This is a genomic window from Marinobacter alkaliphilus, assembly GCF_055394375.1.
The window spans coordinates 3,610,221-3,631,296 of sequence record NZ_AP043751.1 but is presented as its reverse complement, the minus strand read 5'-3'; the positions used below and the strand labels follow the sequence as shown (position 1 = coordinate 3,631,296).

The following is a 21,076-nucleotide window of genomic DNA, read 5'->3' as shown; positions in this document are numbered from 1 at the left end:
TATGTTGTCACCCAGAATTGTAAGCCTGGCCGGTGGGCGGTCATTAGTGGCAGGCCTGGCAATGGTGGCCTCGTTGGCCACGGTTTCTGCCCACGGGCAGTCGTTGGCACCGGAGCATGAGATCCGTCGCCTGATGCTGGCTACTGAAGAGGCCGTTTCGGCAGAGCGCTGGGGTGAGGCGAGCGAGTACCTGAACCGTCTGCAGAAGATGGAAACCGAAAAGCCCGCAGATTATTTCTACTACCGCGGCCGAGCAATGTTGCAGGCCGGCCACCTCAACGAGGCGCGGGCGGCCCTGGAAGCTTATGTGAGCAGGGCTGGAGTGGATGGGAAGCACTACCAGCAGTCACTGAAGCTGATCACCGATATTGAGAAAGAAAATCGCGCCAACGTGCGGGCGCTGGCCAACGGCAATGGCGAAGCCAAAGAGCCCGTGGCCATTATCGAACCGGCGGGCGGCCAGGAGCTGAAAAGCCTGCGCCAGCTGTACCTGGCCGACTCAGACCGGGAGGCGTTGACCATCCATCTCAATGCCCTCTTGGAAACCGCCGGCTGGCGCAGGGACAAAACCGTGGTGCGGTTGGACCGGCCAGCAGACATCCGGTACCGGGTGAGCGTTGCCAACGGTAACCTGAACATTCAGGAAATCACCCGGAACACCGATGATACAACCGTCCGGAAGTCTGTTTCGCTGCCGGTATTTGGCGTAAACCCACAGCCCCGCTGGGACTGTGAGCCCGCTGTAGGCGCCTGCTGGATTTATGATCCGAGGGATGGCTCCCGGCTGTTCCAGCTGGCTCAAAGCCGAAACCAGGTGAATGAGATTGCCCTGACCCTGGGCCGGCTGATTCGCAACGTGCAGCAGGGCAGCTCCGGCTCCTGATCAGTTGGCCAGGTCACCCCGTTCGCCTTCACGCCAGGCGCCCGGGGTGACGCCAGTCCACTTCTTGAAAGCCCGATGGAAAGTGGACGGTTCGGTAAAGCCGACCCGCTCGGCGATATCGTTGATCGGCAATTCCTGATGGCTCAGGTAGTAAATAGCCATATCCCGCCGTAGCAGATCCTTAATCTCCTGAAACGACGTATTTTCCTGCTTCAGCCGCCGCCGGAGGGTTTGCGGACTGGTATGCAATTCCTGGGCAATCCAGTCAAAGTCCGGCATGGGCTTGGAAAAATCCCGGCCAATCAGTCCCCGGATTCGGCCCGTCCAGGTGTTGCTCTCGTCCGGCCGGGATAACAGATCCGCCGGCGAGGTTTTCAGAAACTGGCGCATCTCCGGCTTGTCCCGGATCACCGGGGCGGAGAGAAAACGCTTGCTGAAGGTGAGGGCGATGCAGTCGGAGTCGAACGCCAGTGGGCAATGGAAGATATGGCGGTACTCATCGCCATGCTCGGGGCGGGGATAGTTGAACTCCGCCTTCTCCAGCTCCACCGGCTGGCCAATCAGCCAGCTGCCCAGGCGGTGCCAGATCACCAGGATGCTCTCGCGCAGGAAATAGCTTGGGTCGTGAATCTCGCCCTCGATACGGGCCACCAGCCGGGCGTTGTCTTCGTTAACTTCCAGTTCCATGCTCACCATGGGCTCAAACAGGCGGGAGAAGCGGAACGCCTGCTCGTAGACTTCTTCCAGCGTCTGGCAATTAATCACCAGGGCGCACATGGTGGCAAAGGTGCCGGTGCGGGCCTTCCGCGGCCCCATGCCCATAAACTCGTCACCGGTGCGGTTCCAGATCACCTGCATCAGCCGGCTGAACTGGTCGCTGCTTACCCGGGCCATGTCTATGCGCAGCAAATCCGGCGAAATGCCGGCCTCCTGCAGCAGCGCACGGCTATCCAGCCCCAGGCGCTCCGCGCCGGAGAGGGATGCTTCAACGAAATGCTTTGAAACCGTAAGGGTAGACATAACCGGTGCCATTGATGGAAACGATGTTCATCATAAGTGCCCCGAGGGACAATGCAACCATCTGATTTCGCGAAAGATGGAAGATTCTGCCAATGGGAATGAAGGAACCGGCAGTTGGCCCCCTCTGCAAAACCCGGCAGCATGAGCCACAGTAATAACAATACCTCAGATCAACCAATGGAGACGACCATGGCAGGCCCACTGAACGCCCTGAAAATACTCGATTTCAGCACCCTGTTACCCGGCCCCTACGCCACCATGATGCTTGCCGACATGGGCGCGGAGGTGCTGCGTGTGGAAGCGCCGGACAGGGTAGACCTGGCCAAGGTAATGCCCCCGTTTGATGGCAAGTTCAGCACCACCTTCTCGTACCTCAGTCGTGGCAAGCAGACACTCCAGCTCAACCTGAAACAGCCTGAGAGCGTGGAGAAGGTGAAAGAACTGGTCAAAGACTACGACATCGTAGTGGAGCAATTCCGCCCGGGTGTGATGGATCGGCTGGGCATTGGCTACGAAACCCTCAAAGCCATCAACCCGAATCTCATATACTGTGCCATCACTGGTTACGGCCAGACCGGCCCCTACAAAGACCGCGCCGGCCATGACATCAATTACCTGGCCATCTCCGGCGTCGCCAGCCACTGCGGCCGCGCCGACAGCGGCCCACCACCCATGGGTATACAGGTTGCCGACGTGGCCGGCGGCTCTCACCATGCGGTGATGGGCATCCTTGCTGCGGTCATCCAGCGCCAGCAAACCGGGCAGGGCGCCTTCATCGACATCAGCATGACCGACGCCGCCTTCTCCCTCAACGCCATGGCCGGCGCCGCCGCCCTGGCCGGCGGCCAGCCCCAGAAGCCCGAGGGCGGCATGCTCAATGGCGGCACCTTCTACGATTACTACCAGACCAGCGATGGCCGGTGGTTTTCGGTAGGCAGCCTGGAGCCGCAGTTCTCCGCAAGGTTATGTGACACGCTCGGGCTCAGCGAGATGAAGAGCTTTGCACTGAGCCAGAACCCCGAGCATCAGCAGAAGTTGAAGGCTGCAATCAAAGAGAAGATCGGAGCGAAGACCTTTGCCGATTGGCGGGCGATTTTTGCGGAGGTGGATGCTTGTGTGGAGCCGGTTTTGACGATTGAGGAGGCGGCGGAGCATCCGCAGATTAAGGCTCGGGGGATGGTGGTTCAGCGGGATCGGGGGGATGGTGTGGGGCAGCGGCAGTTAGGGAGAGCGTTAAGGTTCAGTTAATGTAGATAAGAGTGCGGTAAATGACTTCAGCATTCTATCGTAGAAAATAAAAACCCCGTCAGCTTGACGGGGTTTTTATTAGCTATTGATATTAGTCGGCGATTACGGATACCTCGGTACCGTCTTCGACTACTGCCACGCTATCAAAATCGTTAAGCGAAATCAGGCTCAGCGTCTGTGCTACCATTTGACCAAACGTCGCTTGTGCCAGCGGATTAGTCGGATCTGGCAAGACTGGAGTTCCGTGAGAGGCTTGATCAGTGAATCTCACAAACGCTGGCAACAGAACATCTCCAGATGTTAGTCGGTTAGCTCCCATGAGCTCGCTTAGCGGTGTTGAACCGGACAGAGGTGCTTTGGATGAATCCATATCCACTTGAACGGTTTGGCCGGCAACTACCCCTGGGAAAAATCCTTGGAGGTTGTTCACCCGGCCATCGTTAATTGTGGTTGTGTCTCCATCAACTTCTGAGATGACCGCGTTTTGGAGGTCGGCCACAAAGTTTACTGGGTCAACAGAATCGATTGCATGCTGAAGAACGTTCAAATACGTCTGCAGGCCAGCATCCTGTTGCGTCAGACCGGTCTGGGCCGAGAGGCCGCCGATGATGGTCGGGCCGAATGCCGGTGAATTTTCCAGCATGCGAACAACACCACCCACCGGAGTCAGAAGGTTAGCCGCTTGAATCTCAAGGTCTGAGCGACCTGAGGCATTGGTGGATGCAACGAAAGCTCCGCCGTTAATTGTACCCAGCGAGTGGCCAACGAAATAAACGTTGGACGCATCAAATGCTGGTGCAATTGCGCCGATAGAGGCCCGCACTGTCATCAAATCGACAGAACCTTGGCGCAGGTTGTCTCGAGAGCCCAAGAAATTCGTCAGGTTTATGAACAAATCCCCGGAATCTCCCGCTGCGGCGCTCGAATCAAAGTTCATCTTAATGATGTTGTTGAAATCGTCAGTGCCATAGCCAAAGTGCCGCTCTGTCGCTCCCGCCGCAGCAAGGCCTTGGCCGGTGAACGCGGGGGCCAAGCCGGGTATGGTGCTACCGGCTCTAGCCACCGTGTTTTCCAAGCTAATAGCGGACTGGATAGTTGGTTTGGCAGTTGGAGCTTGATCATCGAGAGCACCACTCAGAACGAGCGCGATGGCGTCGTTCAATTGCTCTAGATTGTTCGGATCGGTAATGCCAAGATTTGGCGCACCATCCGGGTTTGCAGCGTCAAGTTGCGTTTGAATCTGCAGAACTGCGCCAAACTTAAATGTTTGGCTAATCACCGCTGAAACATTTTCCTCGGTGTTCATGCCAGCAGCGGTAAGAAGCGTTTCTGCCAGAGCTTTTTGTTCCTCTGCCGAGAACGGCGCTACACCGTGCAAGGGCTGATCTATCGCAACAACAGCTACGCCGTTCGCCGCAAGCGCACTACCGAAAGTCAATGCTGCGCTGCGATCGGTCGTGATGCCATGCTGATAAATTACCACCGGGAGTGAATCTTCGCTTTCCAGGTCGGCTCCGGATGGATACATGACCAGCATTGGTACAGTAATGTCCGCGTTCTTCTTCGGGAATGGGAATACGGCGTTCACAACCTCTGACTTGCCGGTGCCTTGTGGGATGACCAATCCAGCATCTTTGAATGCATTGTTAAGGCCTGCAGCGAGTTGTGTGTCCGCTTTCCAGAATTCTGTTCTAAGCGCGGCACCACTCTCGCTGTTTGGTGTTCCCAAGAAGTAGGGCAGAGTGATTGAGCCTTGCGCAACAAGTACGTTGCTTGCTCCAGGAATGCTGGACAGCACAGCAGAGACAGCTGGCGCCGGCATTGCTGAACTGAAGTCGATAGAGGGTTCTGATGCCTTTGGTTCAGGGAATGTAATTCCTTGAGCCTGCAGACCACCTTTCAGAAGGATCCCTGCACACTGGAACTTATCAGGCACGGTGACAACCGGTTCGGCACTCACAACAAACGGCTCGGCATCGCAAGATGCGAGCGCTGGATTAACTGAGCTGGGCTCAAACGCGCCCGAGGCGAGAGCCACTGCATCTTCAATTTCAGAGAAACCGAAAGAGGCCAAAATACCTGGAAGTTGGGCGGCATAAATGTCATAGAATGGCTGGAAGTCAGCTTTCGAGACTACACCGTCACCGTTCATATCCCACGTAGTCGCAGGGAGTGAGGGGGCATTGGGAACATTGTTCTCATTAAGCAACAACAAGTGTGCGCCCCTTGCCCTTTTTGCTGCCTCGGTCGTTACTGACAGTCGCAGCTGGTCTTCGATCCACTGGGCCGGGTTTGCTATGTACTGGAGAACCTTCTTATCGTTGGACGTCGTGAAACTGTATGCCATGGCGATGTTCTCAGCATCAATAGCAGTCCCACCAAAGTTGGTTCTGAGGCCGCTTATGGCCGATCTTGCTGTTGGTTCCCAGAAATTCTTGATCAGATTGCGAACGGCATCGACGCTTGGGCCAAGTACGGACTCGCCTTTGAGCTCTGTATAAGCTGGTGAGCTGACGATTGGGTCGCCATTAGAGTCCAGAATGTCCTTTGTGAGCGCGACCACGTATCGCTTGAACGGATCAAGAGGTTTGGTTGGGAGAATCCGAACGTAGTCTGTACCGCTGAGTGCCTTTACTTCAACTTCGAAATCGAAGAAAAGGTCGCCATCAGGAACTTCAGTTGCGCGAAGGCCTCTCAGTGGGTCTCCACTGGCGTAGTCAAGCTCAATTACAAACACATTTTGCGCGAGAATAGATTGAATGTCGGCGGGATCAGGAGCTTGCTCAGTTGCAATTGCAGTCTGTACTCTAACCAATGCGCCAAGGTCTGGACCAACGACTGATTCCGCATCGATCGATTGGCTGAATTTCAGGTCGATGGGCGCTACTGTCGATGCGCCACTCAGGCCGTTCAGTGCCGTGGTTACAGGGGGCTGTGTGTCGCCAACCGCAAAAGAACCGTCACCCACGTTTGCATAAATCAAATCATTCGGAATTGGCAGGTCGGACACTGCCGGGAACGGGTCAAACACCGGCCATGTCTTCCCCTCAAATTGAGCAAGGAATTCAGCCCGGTTCTTATCCTGGCTGATCTTATAATCCGGATTCGCATTACCCCCATCGCCGGCGCTATCGAAGCAACCAGTCAACCCAAGGGAAGAAGCCACGGCAAGACTTATTAGAGTTTTCTTGAACATGGGTGGAACCTTTTCCTGTTGTTGTGTCGTTATATCCGGCGTAGACGGAACCGGTCGGCCCCTGAATTCCGTGCTTTTGCCTGTTCTGCTTTTATGAATTCGTTCGTTGTCTGAAATTGTAGCCAGCACTTGAGCCAATTTCTGTAGCTTTGACTATAGCGACAGTCTGGCAAGTGTTGATCAGCCAAAAGTGTGATTCTGCTTTCGGAATCCCTCCCCGCACAGTCGGAGTGGCCTTTCTGAAAAATAGTGGGCACCGGCGGGTTTGTCGAGTCCTATCGGGTTCATTTCTGGTAAACTCACGCTTCCTTATATAAGCAGGGGCTGCCTGGGTGGCTCCGCACACTTCCGATAATCAGAAAGCTGATGAGGCGACTATGACCACTGTTATCCGCCAGGACGACCTGATCGAAAGCGTAGCCGATGCGCTGCAGTTTATTTCCTACTATCACCCCAAGGATTTTATTCAGGCTGTGTACGAGGCCTATCAGCGCGAAGAGTCCCAGGCTGCCAAGGATGCCATGGCCCAGATCCTGATTAATTCCCGGATGTGTGCCCAGGGCCATCGCCCGATCTGCCAGGACACCGGCATCGTGACCGTATTCGTGAACATTGGCATGGATGTGAAATTCGAGTGCGACATGCCGCTGGACGACGTGATCAACGAAGGCGTGCGCCGTGCTTACACCCACCCGGACAATGTTCTTCGTGCCTCCGTGCTGGCAGACCCGGACGGCAAGCGCCAGAACACCAAGGACAACACCCCCGCCATCATCCATTACAAGATGGTTCCCGGTAACACGGTAGACGTGCACGTGGCAGCCAAGGGCGGCGGCTCTGAAGCCAAGTCCAAGTTTGCCATGCTGAACCCGTCTGACTCGGTGGTGGACTGGGTGCTGAAGATGGTGCCGCAGATGGGTGCCGGCTGGTGTCCGCCTGGCATGCTGGGTATCGGTATTGGTGGTACCGCCGAGAAGGCAATGGAACTGGCGAAAGAAGCCCTGCTGGACCCGATCGACATTCACGATCTGCAGGCCCGTGGCGCGTCCAACCGATCTGAAGAGTTGCGCCTGGAGCTGTTCGAGAAGGTCAACGAGTTGGGTATTGGCGCCCAGGGTCTGGGTGGTCTGACAACGGTTCTGGATGTGAAGGTTAAGGATTTTCCGACACACGCGGCCAACAAGCCGGTGGCGATTATTCCGAACTGTGCCGCCACCCGCCACGCGCATTTTGTGCTGGATGGCTCTGGCCCGTCCCTGCAGACACCACCGAGCCTGGACGACTGGCCAGAAATCACCTGGGAAGTGGGTGAGAACGTGCGCCGTGTAAACCTGGACACCGTGACTCCGGAAGACGTGAAAGACTGGCAGCCCGGTGAAACTGTTCTTCTGTCTGGCAAAATGCTGACTGGCCGTGACGCCGCCCACAAGAAGATGGTGGATATGATCGAACGTGGCGAGGAGCTGCCGGTGGATCTGAAAGGGCGCTTCATCTATTACGTAGGCCCGGTTGATCCGGTACGTGAAGAAGTGGTTGGCCCGGCTGGCCCCACCACGGCCACCCGTATGGATAAGTTCACTGACACCATGCTGGAGAAAACCGGCCTGACCGGCATGATCGGTAAAGCCGAGCGTGGCCAGGTCGCCATTGACGCAATCAAGAAGCACGGCGCGGTATACCTGATGGCGGTGGGCGGTGCGGCTTACCTGGTGTCCAAGGCGATCAAAGGTGCCGAGGTGGTGGCCTTCGAAGAGCTGGGAATGGAAGCCATCTACGAGTTCGAAGTGGAAGATATGCCGGTAACCGTAGCGGTGGATTCCCGCGGCAGCTCCGTGCACCAGACCGGCCCGGTCGAGTGGCACGACAAGATCATTGCTGCCAAAGCGGTTTGATCTGAGTCTTTGTTAGTCTCAGTGGCAGCCTTGAGTGTTCGGCTCAGGGCTGCCACTGAAAGTCCTTCATCTTTACCTTTCCTTTATACACCTCAACGCCTTCCAGTCTCAGCTTCTCGGTTTGAAGCTGGCAGGTTTCTGTGCCTTCAGGAAAAGCGATCTGGCCGTTGCTACGGATAACCCGGTGCCAGGGGATGCTGTGGCCGGCAGGCAGTTTGCCCAGTGCCCGGCCAACAAAACGCGCCTGCCGGCCCAGGCCGGCCATGGCGGCGACCTGGCCGTAGCTGGCCACCCTTCCTTGCGGAATGGCGGCCACTACCTGCCAGATCTTTTGCTCTTTTGTCGGTTCTTTGTCGAACTCGTCCATTCAGAGCCTCATGCGTCTGCGCACTAGAGACGCAGGGCGCCGTCTACTTCGATCATACGTCCGGAGACATAGTCGTTCTCAAAGATGAACGCCACGGCAGAGGCAATTTCCTCCGGCTTACCCATGCGCTTCAGCGGAATGCCGGCGGTCATTTTCTCCAGGGCTTCCGGTTTCATGGAGGCGGTCATTTCGGTTTCGATGAATCCAGGGGCGATGCCCATGCAGCGGATGCCATAGCGGGCCAGCTCTTTGGCCCAGACCGGCACCAGGGCCGATACGCCAGCCTTGGCGGCGGAGTAGTTGCTCTGGCCCATGTTGCCAGCGCGGGAGATGGAGGCGATGTTGATGATGGCGCCCTGGTCACCGTTCTCGATCATGCGGGTGGCGGCTTCGCGGCCGCACAGGAACACGCCGGTGAGGTTTACATCAATGACGGACTGCCACTGGGCCAGTTCCATGCGTTTTTCCAGTTTGCCGTCTTTGAATTTCACCATCAGGCCGTCGCGCAGAATGCCGGCGTTGTTCACCAGGCCGTTCAGGTGGCCAAAGTCGTTGATGATGGCCTGGAAGGTTTTCTCAACATCGTGTTCTTTAGCGACGTTGCAGACATAGGTTTTGGCATCGCCACCGGCTTTTTGGCAGGCGTCGGCGGCTTCCGCCAGTTTGTCTTCCATCAGGTCAATGAGGGCGAGTTTGGCGCCTTTGGCTGCCAGGTACTCTGCCATGGCGCGGCCGAGGCCCTGGCCGCCGCCGGTGATTGCGATCACGGAATCTTGAAGTTTCATGGTTTGCCCTAATTAAGTTCAGAGGTGGTTTACGTTCTCTGTGTGTCTGCATCGTTTTTATAAGGAGGCATTTTGCCCGTTTTCCTATTTCTTTTCATTATTATGCCCATCGCTGAGATGGTGGTTCTGATCAAGGTCGGCGGCCTGATCGGGGTGTTGAACACCATCGGGCTGGTGCTGCTGACCGCCGTCATTGGCGCCTGGCTATTGCGTCAGCAGGGGCTGGCTACGTTGTTGCGGGCGAACCAGCGGTTGAACAGCGGCGAATTGCCGGCAAAGGAAGTGGCCGAGGGGCTGATTCTGGCCGTGGGCGGGGCCTTGTTGCTGACACCGGGGTTTATCACCGATGCGGTGGGGTTGGCTTGTTTGTTGCCGGGGTCCCGGCACTGGCTCGCGGCGAAGGCTTTGAAGCGAATGACGGTAGCCGGCCAGAGTCGGAGCTTTTATTTTGGTACAGGCGGTGGTGCCGGGCCATTCGGGCAGGGGCCGTTTGAAGGGCATGGACCGTTCGGGCCGCAGCGTCCGTTTGATCGGGATGCCAATGGCGACATTATTGAAGGCGAATATCAGGATCAGACGGAGAGCGATCGGGAACGCCTTGAGCGGGCACGGGAGCGCGGTGAGGGCGACGAAAAAAAGTGAAATTTTTTTCGCTCTGGGTGTTGAAAACGTTGGTGGCAACCCCATTAACTCACCACAGATTCGTCTCGGGCTGAAAACTGCTGTCTATCAGTGGCTTGGATGCCGGGGCAATTTGTCCGGTCCGGGGTTCCGGCCAGACACTTTTAACATGCAATTGTCATTGCCACATTAATCTGACTATTGGAGAAACCGAGCAATGAAAATTCGTCCGCTACACGATCGTGTTGTCGTACGCCGTAAGGAAGAAGAAGAGAAAACTGCGGGTGGCATCGTGCTGCCGGGTAACGCCAAAGAGAAGCCTTCCCAGGGTGAGGTAGTTGCTGTGGGCAATGGCCGTATTCTGGATAACGGCGAAACCCGTGCACTGGCGGTCAAGGTGGGTGACACCGTGGTCTTCGGTCAGTATGCCGGTAACACCGTAAAGGTTGACGGTGAAGAGCTGCTCATCATGAGCGAAAGCGAAATCTACGGCGTGCTTGAGTGATCGCAGCAGCGATAAGTACGAACGCTCATTAATCCGATCTTATTCAACTTCGGTTTAACGAACAGGAATAGAAGACATGGCAGCAAAAGACGTTAAATTCGGTGATAGCGCCCGCAAACGCATGGTTGCAGGTGTAAACATCCTGGCAGACGCCGTCAAGGTAACCCTGGGCCCGAAAGGCCGTAACGTGGTTCTGGAGAAGTCTTTCGGCGCTCCGACCGTGACCAAAGACGGTGTGTCTGTGGCCAAGGAAATCGAGCTGAAAGACAAGTTCGAGAACATGGGCGCGCAGATGGTCAAGGAAGTTGCTTCCCAGGCCAACGAAACCGCTGGTGACGGTACCACTACCGCAACGGTTCTGGCCCAGTCCATCGTCAATGAGGGTATCAAGGCAGTGACTGCCGGCATGAACCCGATGGATCTGAAACGCGGTATCGACAAGGGTACGGCTGAAGCCGTTAAAGCGATCCGTGAAATGGCCAAGCCCTGCGACGACAGCCGCATGATCGCCCAGGTTGGTACGATTTCTGCCAACGGTGACGAGACCATCGGCAAGATCATTGCGGACGCCATGGAGCGCGTAGGCAAAGAAGGCGTCATCACCGTTGAGGAAGGCCGTGGCCTGGAAGACGAGCTGGACGTGGTAGAAGGTATGCAGTTTGACCGCGGCTACCTGAGCCCGTACTTCATCAACAACCAGGACAACATGTCTGCCGAGCTGGACGACCCGTACATCCTGCTGGTTGACAAGAAAATCTCCAACATCCGCGAACTGCTGCCGGTGCTGGAAGCTGTGGCCAAGGCTGGCAAGCCGCTGCAGATCATCGCCGAAGACATCGAAGGCGAAGCCCTGGCCACTCTGGTTGTGAACAACATGCGTGGCATCGTTAAGGTGAACGCGGTTAAAGCACCTGGCTTTGGTGACCGTCGTAAGGAAATGCTGCAGGACATCGCCATCCTGACCGGTGGTACCGTGATTTCCGAGGAAGTAGGCCTGACCCTGGAGAACACCACTCTGGATGACCTGGGTACTGCCAAGCGCGTTAACGTGACCAAGGAAAACACCACTCTGATCGGCGGTGCCGGTGCTCAGGGCGATATCGAAGCCCGCGTTGAGCAGATCCGCAAGCAGATCGAAGACAGCACTTCTGACTACGACAAAGAGAAACTGCAAGAGCGCGTAGCCAAGCTGGCGGGCGGTGTTGCCGTGATCAAGGTTGGTGCCGGCTCTGAAGTGGAAATGAAAGAGAAGAAAGCCCGCGTTGAAGACGCGCTGCACTCCACCCGCGCCGCCGTTGAAGAAGGCATCGTAGCCGGTGGTGGTGTTACCCTGATCCGCGCCATTGCGGCTCTGGACAAGGTAGACGCCATCAACGAAGAGCAGAAAGCCGGCGTGAACATTCTGCGCCGTGCCATGGAAGCGCCGCTGCGTCAGATCGTATTCAACGCAGGTGGTGAGTCCTCTGTTGTGGTTGCCAAGGTGAAAGAAGGCGAAGGTTCCTTCGGCTTCAACGCCGCAACCGAGCAGTACGGCGACATGCTGGAAATGGGTATCCTGGATCCTGCCAAGGTCACCCGTTCTTCCCTGCAGGCGGCTGCCTCCGTAGCATCTTTGATCATCACCACCGAGGCGATGGTTGCGGACGAGCCTGAAGACGAGAAGTCTGGCGGCATGCCAGACATGGGCGGAATGGGCGGAATGGGAGGCATGGGCGGCATGATGTAATGCCGGCCAGGTCCCGACCAGATCTCAGTTTCTGAGGTCTGGCCCGATCTACCCCTGAAAAACCCCGCGCTGGTTCACACTGGTGCGGGGTTTTTCGTTATTTTTGTCATGAACTTGCCTAATGGCTTTGTTAGACTCGGTTACCCGTTCATTAACGTGCAAAACTCAATGACTGAACCCCAAGCCAAGCCTTTCCTGCGCCCTGCCAAGATCCTGCTGCTGTTGCTGCTTGGCTTCCTGGTGTATGGGGTGGTGCTGGTGCTGTGGGTGCCGGCGGGGTGGGTTTGGCACCAGGCTTCCCGGCATGTCCAGTTACCGCCGCAGGTAGTGGTGCAACAGGTGTCGGGTAGGCTCTGGGATGGCGCCGCAGGCGTTGTGGTTGCCGGTTTTCCAGCCCGGGTGCAGTGGACGTTGGGGTGGCCCTCGCTGACCGGGTTGGAGTTACCGATTGGAATTTCCCTGGCGTCGTCACAATCCCGGGTGGAGGGAACTGCTAGTATCGGTTGGCCGGGTAACCTGGATGTGACGGCCCGCGGCCGGATAGCGGTCGAGGAATTCGAAGATCTGATTCGTCAGAGCGGCGGAGCCATGATTGAAGGGGACGTCAGTATCGATCGACTGCGTCTGGTCTTTGCGGATAACCGATTGCAGCAAGCCGATGGTGTCGGGCGCTGGAATGGCGGGCTGGTTACCTGGCCTATGGGGAATCAGACCGGGCAGGCAGAGTTCCCGCCTATGCAGGCCAATATAGATACCACCGAGGGTGGCGTTGCGTTGTCGGTATCGGAGCAGGGCGGCGATGGCCCCGCCGCAGATGCCAGTATTCTTTGGGACGGCATGATGGAGCTCAGGGTGTATAAGCGCATGGTTGACCTGGCGCAGCAGCCATGGCCCGACAGTGCGCGCCCGGGTGATGTGGTGTTCCGGGTTCGTCAGCCAATACTGCCGGGAGGGTTCTGACGTGGCAGGATTGGCAGTACATCATCAGGAGCGTCTATCCAGAGCCCTTGCAAACATTATTCTGGTCGCCCTGGTGGTTTATCTCAGTATTTCGGCGGCCAAACTGACCTGGCTGTATGCATGGTCTGATCGGCCGGTTCCGGATGTACCGGCACAGTTGGGTGGCCAACCTGGCGCCCAGAACCGGGTACCCCAGGCTTCCATCGCCGGTTACGAATTTTTCGGCCGGCCAGAGCAGCAGGCCGGTGTGGCAGAGGTTGTTCGCCGCAGCGCACCGGAAACCGGGTTACGGTTGCGCCTCGAGGGGGTGCTGATAGGGCAGCGGCCGGAAGACTCCGGCGCTATAGTTGCCGGAAGCAATGGTGAAACCGAGTATTACCGGGTAGGTGAAACCCTGCCCGGTAATGCAGAGCTGGCCGAGGTGGAATCAGACCGCATTCTGATTCGGCGTGGCGGCCGCTATGAGTCACTCGCATTTGAAGAACAGCTGGACTCTTCGGTAATGGTTGCGGACGCACCGGTTCAGGCGGCAGAATCGCCCGATGATTTCCTGGCCGGGGCCAGGCAGCAGCTGGATGCAGAAGGGGCTGCGGCATTGGCGGCTTATGGCTTACGGCCAGCGGATGACAGCGGCGCTTCTGGGTATGTGTACGATGGCTCCAACCCGATGCTCAATGCGGTCAATCTGCGCCAGGGCGATGTCATTACTGCCATTAACGGTCAGCGCCTGGGTGATGTAGAACAGGATAAATCCCTGCTGGAAGACTGGCGCAGCCAGGCCCAGCTGGATATCGAGATAGAACGAGACGGCTCCATACTGACCGTTAGCTATGCCATACCCGAGCAGTGGCGCTGATCGGGAACATTACAACAGGACGATATCGCCAGATGTATAACCACAAGACCAACGTACTCCGGACCCTCGTGTTTCTTCTGCTGTTGCCGATCCTATCGGTGGCTCAGGCACAGGATGAAACCTGGCGGTTGAACCTCAAGGATGCGGACATCCGGGCCTTTGTCACTCAGGTGGCGGATATTACTGGGTACAGTTTTGTGGTGGACCCCAGGGTAAAGGGTAAGGTGACCGTGCTGTCCAGTGCGCCCATGAACAAGCACGAAATCTATGATCTGTTTCTGGCGGTATTGAATGTGCACGGTTTCACCGCCATTCCCGGGGAAGAAGTCATCAAGATTATCCAGCAGGTGGATGCAAAGCAGTCTGCCGAGATTCTGGATCGATTCGAGGTTACCCCATCTGAACAGCTGATTACCCGGGTTATCCAGATTGATAATGCCAATGCCCTGGAGTTGGTGCCGATCCTGCGGCCGCTGGTGGCCAAGTATGGACATCTGGCCGGTGTGGCTGCGGCAAATGCCCTGATTGTCAGTGATCATTCATCGAACATTCAGCGAATTGAGCAGATTGTTCGCGAACTCGACAGCCCTTCCAAATACGAGGTTGAAGTTATCCAGCTCAGGGAAGCCTGGGTGGGTGATATGGTCAAACTCCTGCAGGAGCTCGCGCCCGATGAATTGCGTCGTGGCAGCGGTGACAGTTCCGCGAGAAAGTACAGCGTGACGGCGGATGAGCGGAGCAATCGGCTGATTCTCAGGGGCGACGAGACTTTTCGTGACAAAATGCGGGGCTTGATTCGTCAGCTTGATCAGCCCTCGGCAACTGGCGGCACGACAAAAGTCATCCGACTCAAGCACGCTGACTCCAAAGCCCTGACCGAAATTCTAAAGGGCGTGATGGGCGAAGTGGTGCGGGAATCGAGTACCGGCAGTGGCTCCGGGGGCAGTGGCTCATCGGGTAGCCGTTCCGCAAGCTTCTCGGTGTTCGCCGATGAAGGTTTGAATGCGCTGGTTGTCCGTGGCGAGCCGTCGTTGATGCAGGAAGCCGAGCAAATTGTGGCCGCTCTGGATGTGCGCCGGGCTCAGGTGATGATTGAAGCGGCGATTGTCGAGATCAGTGACGAGCTGGGAGATCAGTTGGGTGTCCAACTGGCGGCTGGTGATGAGTCTGCCAACGCTTTCCCGGTAATGGGCACTAACCTTACCAGTGGTGAGGGCATGCTGGGGCTGAACTCGGTGATTGGTGCGCTGGTAGGCGATACCCTGCCGCAGTTGGGGGGCGGCATTACCGTTGGCGCTGGCCAGCGGGATCGGGACGGTCTCACCTGGGGGATTCTGATTCAGGCGCTGTCTTCCTCATCCGCCGCCAACCTGCTTTCGACACCGAGCATCATTACCCTGGATAATCAGGAATCCGAGATTATTGTGGGCCAGAACGTGCCGTTCCGGACAGGGCAGTCGACGGTCACCGGTGATGGAACCACCAACCCGTTTACCACCATTGAGCGCCGTGATGTGGGACTTTCCCTGAAAGTAACACCGACCATCAGTGCCGACGGCCTGGTTCGGCTGGTGGTCGAGCAGACCACCGAGGATATCTCTACCACGACGGTCTCCGGCGCCTCCGATTTGATCACTAACAAACGTGAGATCAAAACCACTGTGCTCGCCGATGATGGTGAAACCGTGGTTCTGGGCGGGCTGATCAAGGATGACTTCCAGGTCAACAAGAGTAAGGTGCCGCTGCTAGGGGATATCCCGTTGCTTGGGCGCCTGTTCTCATCGGAATCTGAAACCCGCATCAAGCGCAACCTGCTGGTCTTCCTGAGGCCGACCATTATGCTCGGTAAAGACGAGAGCGTGGCTGCCACTACCGAGAAGTTTAACCAGCTGTGGGACGTAAACCTTGAAGTCCGCGAAAAGCTCGGCCTGCCCGCCCCGGAAGACCAGCCCTCGGTGGATATGCTGTTCCAGGGGCGTAGGCAATAGGGTCTGTCCCCGAACGGGGACTGACCCATTTTGGAATCCAAGCACTTAGTTAAAGGGTCTGTCCCTCAGGGTCTGTCCCCGCATGGGGACTGACCCATTTTGGCAGGCTAGGTACGTGGTTAGACTTGGGTGCAACAGACGGGCAAAGGTGGGTCAGTCCCCGTTGGGGGACAGACCCCTTAGAGGCATCGGGCAATCCAGCTGATCTGCCACCAGCCGCATTAATTCATACTCCCGAACATCCACCTTGCCATCGTGGGTCACGCAGTAGCCGCAGGCGTCGATGACGGCGGGCTTCAGTAGCGGCGACAGCCGATTCAGTATTTCCAGCGCTTCTCTCAGTTCTCGCATGGACACCTTCCCGGCTCTGCTTTCTTCCTGACCGGTACCAAAGCCGGCCATGGCTTCAAGATACAGTTTGTCGGCGTCCTCAGGGGTGTCGGTGCCGGCGCGGGCGAACAGGCTGAGCAGGCGCCGCAGGGCCGGTATCACCTGGCGATAGTTCCTGTATTTGACCGGTACAACCTGTTCTGCGCCAAGCCCGAGATGCCGGTTCAGGAAGGTGGTCAGGGCCAGCTCGAACAGGCTTACCCGGTTGTCGGCTGCAACCAGCTTCTGAACGTTTTCAAGCAGGGCGTCGCGTTCGTCCGGGTCCAGCTTCCGCAATGCCGGCATGGCCAATTCCAGTACCGGAAAGCGTGCAGTTTCACCCAGTCTTGCCAGGGATGGCAGCATCTTGTCCAGCAGGTCTGGCTGCGCCCCCAGTAGCGGGTGATCGGTTAACAGCGCCAGCCGTTGTTTCTGGATGCTCGGCGAAAGATCAAAGATCAGCAGGGCATAGCACAGCTGAATTGCGCCGGCGCGGGTGTAGAGCAGGTTACGGAAGGTGGATGGCAATTGTTCCAGAAGCTGGACAGCAAAGGCTTCGCTCTGGGCGCTGACGGTGCCTACCCGTGTGGACAGCTTTTCAGCCGCCTGTGGCGTATCGGGTGCCAGGGAAGAGCGCACCGGTGATGAGCTGCCACGGCCCCTTGCAGGCGCCACAACCTGATTGACCAGGTCGTTCAGGCCCGCTTTGCCGGCAGTCTTTGAGGTGTCCTGGCGAAGTTTTTGGCCTGGTTCAGTGTCTCGCAGGCGGCTGCGTAAGCGTGCCAGCATACCCGGCTGGATGGCATTGATGCGTTCGTTGATGGGTGGGTGGGAGGCGAGAAGAGAACTGAACTTCATCCGTGCCGACTCACCAAAACACATGTGGTTCATATCGCTGGCATGGCTGGTGGTGTCCAGGTAGCCGCCCTTAATGCCAATTTTGAACAGGGCGCTGCCTATGCCCTCGGGGTTACGGGTAAATTGTACGGAGGAGGCGTCTGCCAGCATTTCTCTTTGCCGGGATACCGCTGCCTGAATCAGCCGGCCGAAGAACACACCCACATAGCCGATGATCATCAGGGCCAAACCGATCAGGCCCATTGCAGCCTGCGCACGGCCATCCCGATTTCGGCTTCGGCCGCCGCTGTAGAAACCTGCCCGAAGCAGGAACTGGCCAATCTGACCAAGCATCAGAATGCCGGCCAGCAGCGCAATCAGCCGGACGTTAATGCGCATATCGCCATTCAATATATGGCTGAACTCGTGCCCCACCACGCCCTGAAGCTCGTCTCTGGTGAGGTGGGTAAGTGCGCCGTGGGTAACCACCATAACGGCCTCACCAGGCGTGTAGCCGGCCACAAAGGCGTTGATGCTGGTTTCGTTGTCCATCACGTAAAGGTCTGGCACGGGCACGCCACTGGCGATGGCCATTTCCTCCACGATGTTGCGAAGCTTGCGTTCTTCAGGATCGTTGGTGTCGGGCTCAATCGGCCGGGCGCCCACCATTTTGGCCACCCGGCTACCGCCACCGGCCAGGTCTGCCCAGCGAACCAGCGAGCCGACCCCTATAAGCAACACCACCGCAAGTGCGGTGGTGAGTCCGTGGCTGGAGGTGAGCCAGTAATGGAAGGGTAGAGCCGAGGTTTGGCTGCGGGTGACCAGATACCCGACCAGGCAAACAGCCAGGGTAATCAATGTGACGGCTGTCAGAAACAGGACGATTAACAGGCCGGTATTGCGCCGGGCATGGGCCTGGCGCTGGAAGAAACCGGGGTTTGCCATGATTCAGGCCTCAGAAGCTGACTTTTGGTACCTGGCGCGCTTCCGGGGTTTCCAGTTGCAGCTGGGCGGTTTCCTTGAAGGCAAACATGCCGGCAACAATATTATTCGGGAACTTCTCGCGGAAAATGTTGTAGGTCATCACGCCGTCATTGTAGGCCTGGCGGGCAAAGGCCACCCGGTTTTCGGTGCTGGAGAGCTCTTCCATCAGTTGCTGGATGGTTTCGTTGGCTTTCAGTTCCGGGTAGTTTTCAGAAACGGCGTAGAAGTTTGCCAGGGCTTTGGTCAGCAGGTTCTCGGCACTGCCCAATCGCTGTATTTTGGTGCCGTCCCCCGGGTCTTTCGCCGCGTCTTTCTGGGCGCTGACGGCGTTGTTGCGGGCTTCCATCACCTGGGTCAGCGTGGATTTTTCGTGAACGAGGTAGGCTTTGGCGGCTTCCACCAGGTTGGGAATCAGGTCATGGCGGCGTTGTAGCTGCACATCAATCTGCGCAAAGCCATTCTTGAACTGATTACGCAGCGATACCAGGTTGTTGTAGATAAACACCAGGTACAGTATGACAACGGCAATAACAACAAGGCCGATGACGGTCGTTCCCATGACTACTCCTCAGGATGAAAGGTTCAGGCGTTATTTTCCACGATACGGGCATGGAAAGTCTGTACAAACGTCTCAAATTCCTTGGGTGGCAGTGGCTTGCTGAAAAAGTACCCCTGAGCCAGTTTACAGCCACGCTGGCTCAGATAGTACTCTTGTTCGGCGGTTTCAACCCCTTCGGCCACGACGGTGAGGTTCAGACTTTTGCCAAGGTCAATGATGGTGTTGGCAATTCGTGTGTCTTCCTCATTGATCAGCAAGTCCCGAATGAACTGCTTGTCGATTTTCAGGTGCTGAACCGGCATCTGCTTCAGGTAGGTGAGAGACGAGTATCCGGTGCCAAAATCGTCCACCGCGATGCTGATGCCTGCCCGATGCAGGCGATGCAACTTGGCCACGGCATCGCTGAGATTGGTCATGAAGCTGGTTTCGGTGACCTCAAGCTCTAGCCGGCCGGCGGGAATGTTGTGGCGTTTCAGGGTGTTCAGGATGTCATCGACAATGGATTCCTGGCGAAGCTGAACCGCAGACAGGTTCACCGCAATTCTGAGGGGTGAGCCTTCACTGGCCCATCGGGCGGCTTGCCAGCAGGCCTGGTCCAGTACCCATTGGCCAATCTCGACGATGGCGCCATTGGACTCGGCAACGGGGATGAAGTGATCAGGGGGAATCATGCCTCGCTCGGGATGTTCCCAGCGCAGCAGTGCTTCGGCACCGATGACGCGTTTGGTCTCGAGGTTGATCTGAGGCTGGTAAACCAGATGGAACTCGTGGTTTGCCAGTGCGTTACTCAGGTCTTTCTCAAGCTGTTTGCGCTCCCGGATCTCCTGATCAATGCTGGCAACGTAGAACTGGAAATGATTGTGTCCGTTCTGTTTGGCCAGTGCCATGGTCTGTTCGGCGCTTTGCAGAAGCCGGTCGGCCTGGTCAGCATCGGAGGGGAACAGGGCAATACCCAGGGTAGCCGTCATGGATATGCGATGGTTGCCGGCGTTGATCGGGGTGGCGAAGCTGCCCAGAATCTTTTCGGCGGTATCGGCTGCCTGAAATCCATCGCGAAGCCGCTTCTCGACAACGACAAACTGGTCGCTGCCCAGCCGGGCAACACTGAACCGTTCCGAAGGCAGGTTGGCGGTCAGGCGACTGGCGACCGTCTGCAATATGGTGTCGCCAGTTCGGAAGCCGCACTGTTCGTTCACGGATTTGAAGTCATCAATGCCGCAAACCATCAATGCCAGTGTGCCATGGGATTCCCTGGCAGACACGATGTCGTGTTGCAGGTCTTCCATGAATGCATCGCGGCTGGGCAGCCCGGTCAGAGTGTCATAGCGTGCCAGGCGGTTGACCCGATCTTCGGCTTCCTGATGCCTTTTCTGGCTCTCAGCGATAGAGACCAGAAGATTATTGGTGGCGTTCACCCATAGCCCAAGCTCGTCTGCCCGATGTCCGTCCGGAACCGCAATCAGCCGGTCGTCGGGCCGTGCCGGGTCGACTTTGCGAACGGATTGCACAATGCGTAAAAGGGGGCGGGTAAGCACCAGATGGAACACCACGAACAGTACAAGGCCCAGAATCAGTGCCAGTGCAATGCTCGAACCAAAGGTGATCAATGCGCGGTTCAGCCAGTTCTCAGCGATAGGGGCAGTGTCGTAGTGCACTTCAAGGTAGCCGTAGATCGTGTCTGGGCTGGTGCCTCGGTGCAGGCTTTCGCGGTATTCACGAATGCTGCCGAAAATGGGGTCGGTAATGGGGCGGAATGCCCGGTCTTGCAGTGGCCTGAGCCGGCCGCCCAATTGGTCGCCATCCGGGTGAGAAATGCGAGCCAGGTGAATGGGCTCCAGCGCGAAAAGGCCATCAACCACTTGCTGGGCCAGGGTGTTATCAATACTGAAAACGGACTGGGTGGCGGCGTAACGAACCATTGCCATGGTCTGGTTGGCCTGGCGTTCCAGTTCCATGGATACCCGCCTGGCGTCGAGAGCAACCTGAACGGTGCTGACCAGGATGCCTGTCAACAGGGCGACAATCAGCACACAGCGCAGGATTCGGTATCCCAGGTGATTTTCAACTTTGAAGGCGGTTTGCATTCCGAGTCTTGTGGCTCATCTGTCCGGATTGTTCTTGAGTGCCGGCGCCAGGGTCAGGCCTGCCGTGTACGACAGTATGGTTCAGATTTTTTGCAACTGCATGGAGTATGGCCGATTTTTTCAAATAATCATGGGTGGGCGTGTATCGATTTGTTGCGGTTTTGTCGCATCTGGATACAGAAACGCCCGCCAGGCT

General features: G+C 57.1%; 16 protein-coding genes. 9 read left to right on the top strand and 7 right to left on the bottom strand.

Translation table 11 applies throughout. From position 1 onward, the window contains the following. Position 1 precedes the first annotated feature (1 nt). Positions 2 to 883: a tetratricopeptide repeat protein gene (locus tag ACZ5Q2_RS16610; protein WP_227510121.1), complete on the top strand. Its 882-nt coding sequence runs from the start codon at positions 2 to 4 to the stop codon at positions 881 to 883. On the opposite strand, the gene ACZ5Q2_RS16605 is transcribed toward ACZ5Q2_RS16610, so the two are convergent. Continuing rightward, positions 884 to 1,903 carry an AraC family transcriptional regulator gene (locus ACZ5Q2_RS16605; RefSeq protein WP_061331715.1) on the bottom strand — a complete coding sequence of 340 codons (1,020 nt, stop codon included), beginning with the start codon at positions 1,901 to 1,903 and terminating at the stop codon, positions 884 to 886. 189 nt (positions 1,904 to 2,092) lie between these two features. Here ACZ5Q2_RS16605 and ACZ5Q2_RS16600 point away from each other — a divergent pair, with 189 nt between their 5' ends. After that, positions 2,093 to 3,151, top strand: coding sequence for a CaiB/BaiF CoA transferase family protein (locus ACZ5Q2_RS16600; RefSeq protein ID WP_432210659.1), 1,059 nt, complete (start codon positions 2,093 to 2,095; stop codon positions 3,149 to 3,151). A gap of 91 nt (positions 3,152 to 3,242) precedes the next feature. On the opposite strand, the gene ACZ5Q2_RS16595 is transcribed toward ACZ5Q2_RS16600, so the two are convergent. After that, positions 3,243 to 6,476, bottom strand: a complete 3,234-nt coding sequence (locus ACZ5Q2_RS16595) for a hypothetical protein (protein ID WP_432210660.1) — start codon at positions 6,474 to 6,476, stop codon at positions 3,243 to 3,245. 248 nt (positions 6,477 to 6,724) lie between these two features. On the opposite strand from ACZ5Q2_RS16595, the gene ACZ5Q2_RS16590 reads away from it, so the two are divergent. Next, on the top strand, positions 6,725 to 8,239 hold the full coding sequence (locus ACZ5Q2_RS16590) for a fumarate hydratase (RefSeq protein ID WP_058091821.1): 1,515 nt from the start codon (positions 6,725 to 6,727) through the stop codon (positions 8,237 to 8,239). Positions 8,240 to 8,282: 43 nt separating this feature from the next. Here ACZ5Q2_RS16590 and ACZ5Q2_RS16585 read toward each other — a convergent pair whose 3' ends face one another. Both ACZ5Q2_RS16585 and ACZ5Q2_RS16580 read right to left on the bottom strand, forming a co-directional pair. Beyond that, positions 8,283 to 8,606, bottom strand: a complete 324-nt coding sequence (locus ACZ5Q2_RS16585) for an MGMT family protein (protein WP_152437724.1) — start codon at positions 8,604 to 8,606, stop codon at positions 8,283 to 8,285. A gap of 23 nt (positions 8,607 to 8,629) precedes the next feature. Further along, entirely contained in the window at positions 8,630 to 9,391 is a 762-nt protein-coding gene (locus tag ACZ5Q2_RS16580) for an SDR family oxidoreductase (RefSeq protein ID WP_432210661.1), read from the bottom strand. A gap of 72 nt (positions 9,392 to 9,463) precedes the next feature. Between ACZ5Q2_RS16580 and ACZ5Q2_RS16575 the strand changes: the two genes are divergently transcribed. The 6 genes from ACZ5Q2_RS16575 (at position 9,464) to gspD (ending at position 16,047) form a co-directional block, all read left to right on the top strand. Beyond that, entirely contained in the window at positions 9,464 to 10,033 is a 570-nt protein-coding gene (locus ACZ5Q2_RS16575; RefSeq protein WP_432210662.1) for an FxsA family protein, read from the top strand. Between the two features lie 196 nt (positions 10,034 to 10,229). Continuing rightward, positions 10,230 to 10,517, top strand: coding sequence for a co-chaperone GroES (groES, locus tag ACZ5Q2_RS16570; protein WP_058091815.1), 288 nt, complete (start codon positions 10,230 to 10,232; stop codon positions 10,515 to 10,517). 76 nt (positions 10,518 to 10,593) lie between these two features. Then, the gene (gene groL, locus ACZ5Q2_RS16565) at positions 10,594 to 12,243 is read left to right on the top strand and encodes a chaperonin GroEL (protein ID WP_106695369.1); all 1,650 of its coding nucleotides are present in this window, start codon (positions 10,594 to 10,596) and stop codon (positions 12,241 to 12,243) included. Between the two features lie 168 nt (positions 12,244 to 12,411). Next, entirely contained in the window at positions 12,412 to 13,203 is a 792-nt protein-coding gene (gene gspN / locus ACZ5Q2_RS16560; RefSeq protein ID WP_432210663.1) for a type II secretion system protein N, read from the top strand. A gap of 1 nt (position 13,204) precedes the next feature. Then, positions 13,205 to 14,059, top strand: coding sequence for a type II secretion system protein N (locus tag ACZ5Q2_RS16555; RefSeq protein ID WP_432210664.1), 855 nt, complete (start codon positions 13,205 to 13,207; stop codon positions 14,057 to 14,059). 32 nt (positions 14,060 to 14,091) lie between these two features. Continuing rightward, positions 14,092 to 16,047 carry a type II secretion system secretin GspD gene (gene gspD / locus ACZ5Q2_RS16550; RefSeq protein WP_061331725.1) on the top strand — a complete coding sequence of 652 codons (1,956 nt, stop codon included), beginning with the start codon at positions 14,092 to 14,094 and terminating at the stop codon, positions 16,045 to 16,047. A 153-nt stretch (positions 16,048 to 16,200) separates the two neighbouring features. Here gspD and ACZ5Q2_RS16545 read toward each other — a convergent pair whose 3' ends face one another. The 3 genes from ACZ5Q2_RS16545 to ACZ5Q2_RS16535 are packed head-to-tail and all read right to left on the bottom strand — an operon-like array spanning position 16,201 to position 20,880. Next, complete coding sequence (locus ACZ5Q2_RS16545) at positions 16,201 to 18,198, bottom strand: M48 family metallopeptidase (RefSeq protein WP_432210665.1); 1,998 nt, start codon at positions 18,196 to 18,198, stop codon at positions 16,201 to 16,203. A 10-nt stretch (positions 18,199 to 18,208) separates the two neighbouring features. Then, a complete protein-coding gene (locus tag ACZ5Q2_RS16540) occupies positions 18,209 to 18,796 on the bottom strand; it encodes a LemA family protein (RefSeq protein WP_058091810.1) in 588 nt (195 codons plus the stop codon). A 23-nt stretch (positions 18,797 to 18,819) separates the two neighbouring features. Beyond that, the gene (locus ACZ5Q2_RS16535) at positions 18,820 to 20,880 is read right to left on the bottom strand and encodes a putative bifunctional diguanylate cyclase/phosphodiesterase (protein WP_432210666.1); all 2,061 of its coding nucleotides are present in this window, start codon (positions 20,878 to 20,880) and stop codon (positions 18,820 to 18,822) included. Positions 20,881 to 21,076 lie beyond the last annotated feature (196 nt).

Coding starts and splice junctions, on each gene's coding strand:
- ACZ5Q2_RS16610 (WP_227510121.1), top strand. CDS start 2: ATGTTGTCACCCAGAATTGTAAGCCTGGCCGGTGGGCGGTCATTAGTG.
- ACZ5Q2_RS16605 (WP_061331715.1), bottom strand. CDS start 1,903: ATGTCTACCCTTACGGTTTCAAAGCATTTCGTTGAAGCATCCCTCTCC.
- ACZ5Q2_RS16600 (WP_432210659.1), top strand. CDS start 2,093: ATGGCAGGCCCACTGAACGCCCTGAAAATACTCGATTTCAGCACCCTG.
- ACZ5Q2_RS16590 (WP_058091821.1), top strand. CDS start 6,725: ATGACCACTGTTATCCGCCAGGACGACCTGATCGAAAGCGTAGCCGAT.
- ACZ5Q2_RS16585 (WP_152437724.1), bottom strand. CDS start 8,606: ATGGACGAGTTCGACAAAGAACCGACAAAAGAGCAAAAGATCTGGCAG.
- ACZ5Q2_RS16580 (WP_432210661.1), bottom strand. CDS start 9,391: ATGAAACTTCAAGATTCCGTGATCGCAATCACCGGCGGCGGCCAGGGC.
- groES (WP_058091815.1), top strand. CDS start 10,230: ATGAAAATTCGTCCGCTACACGATCGTGTTGTCGTACGCCGTAAGGAA.
- groL (WP_106695369.1), top strand. CDS start 10,594: ATGGCAGCAAAAGACGTTAAATTCGGTGATAGCGCCCGCAAACGCATG.
- gspN (WP_432210663.1), top strand. CDS start 12,412: ATGACTGAACCCCAAGCCAAGCCTTTCCTGCGCCCTGCCAAGATCCTG.
- gspD (WP_061331725.1), top strand. CDS start 14,092: ATGTATAACCACAAGACCAACGTACTCCGGACCCTCGTGTTTCTTCTG.
- ACZ5Q2_RS16545 (WP_432210665.1), bottom strand. CDS start 18,198: ATGGCAAACCCCGGTTTCTTCCAGCGCCAGGCCCATGCCCGGCGCAAT.
- ACZ5Q2_RS16540 (WP_058091810.1), bottom strand. CDS start 18,796: ATGGGAACGACCGTCATCGGCCTTGTTGTTATTGCCGTTGTCATACTG.
- ACZ5Q2_RS16535 (WP_432210666.1), bottom strand. CDS start 20,880: ATGCAAACCGCCTTCAAAGTTGAAAATCACCTGGGATACCGAATCCTG.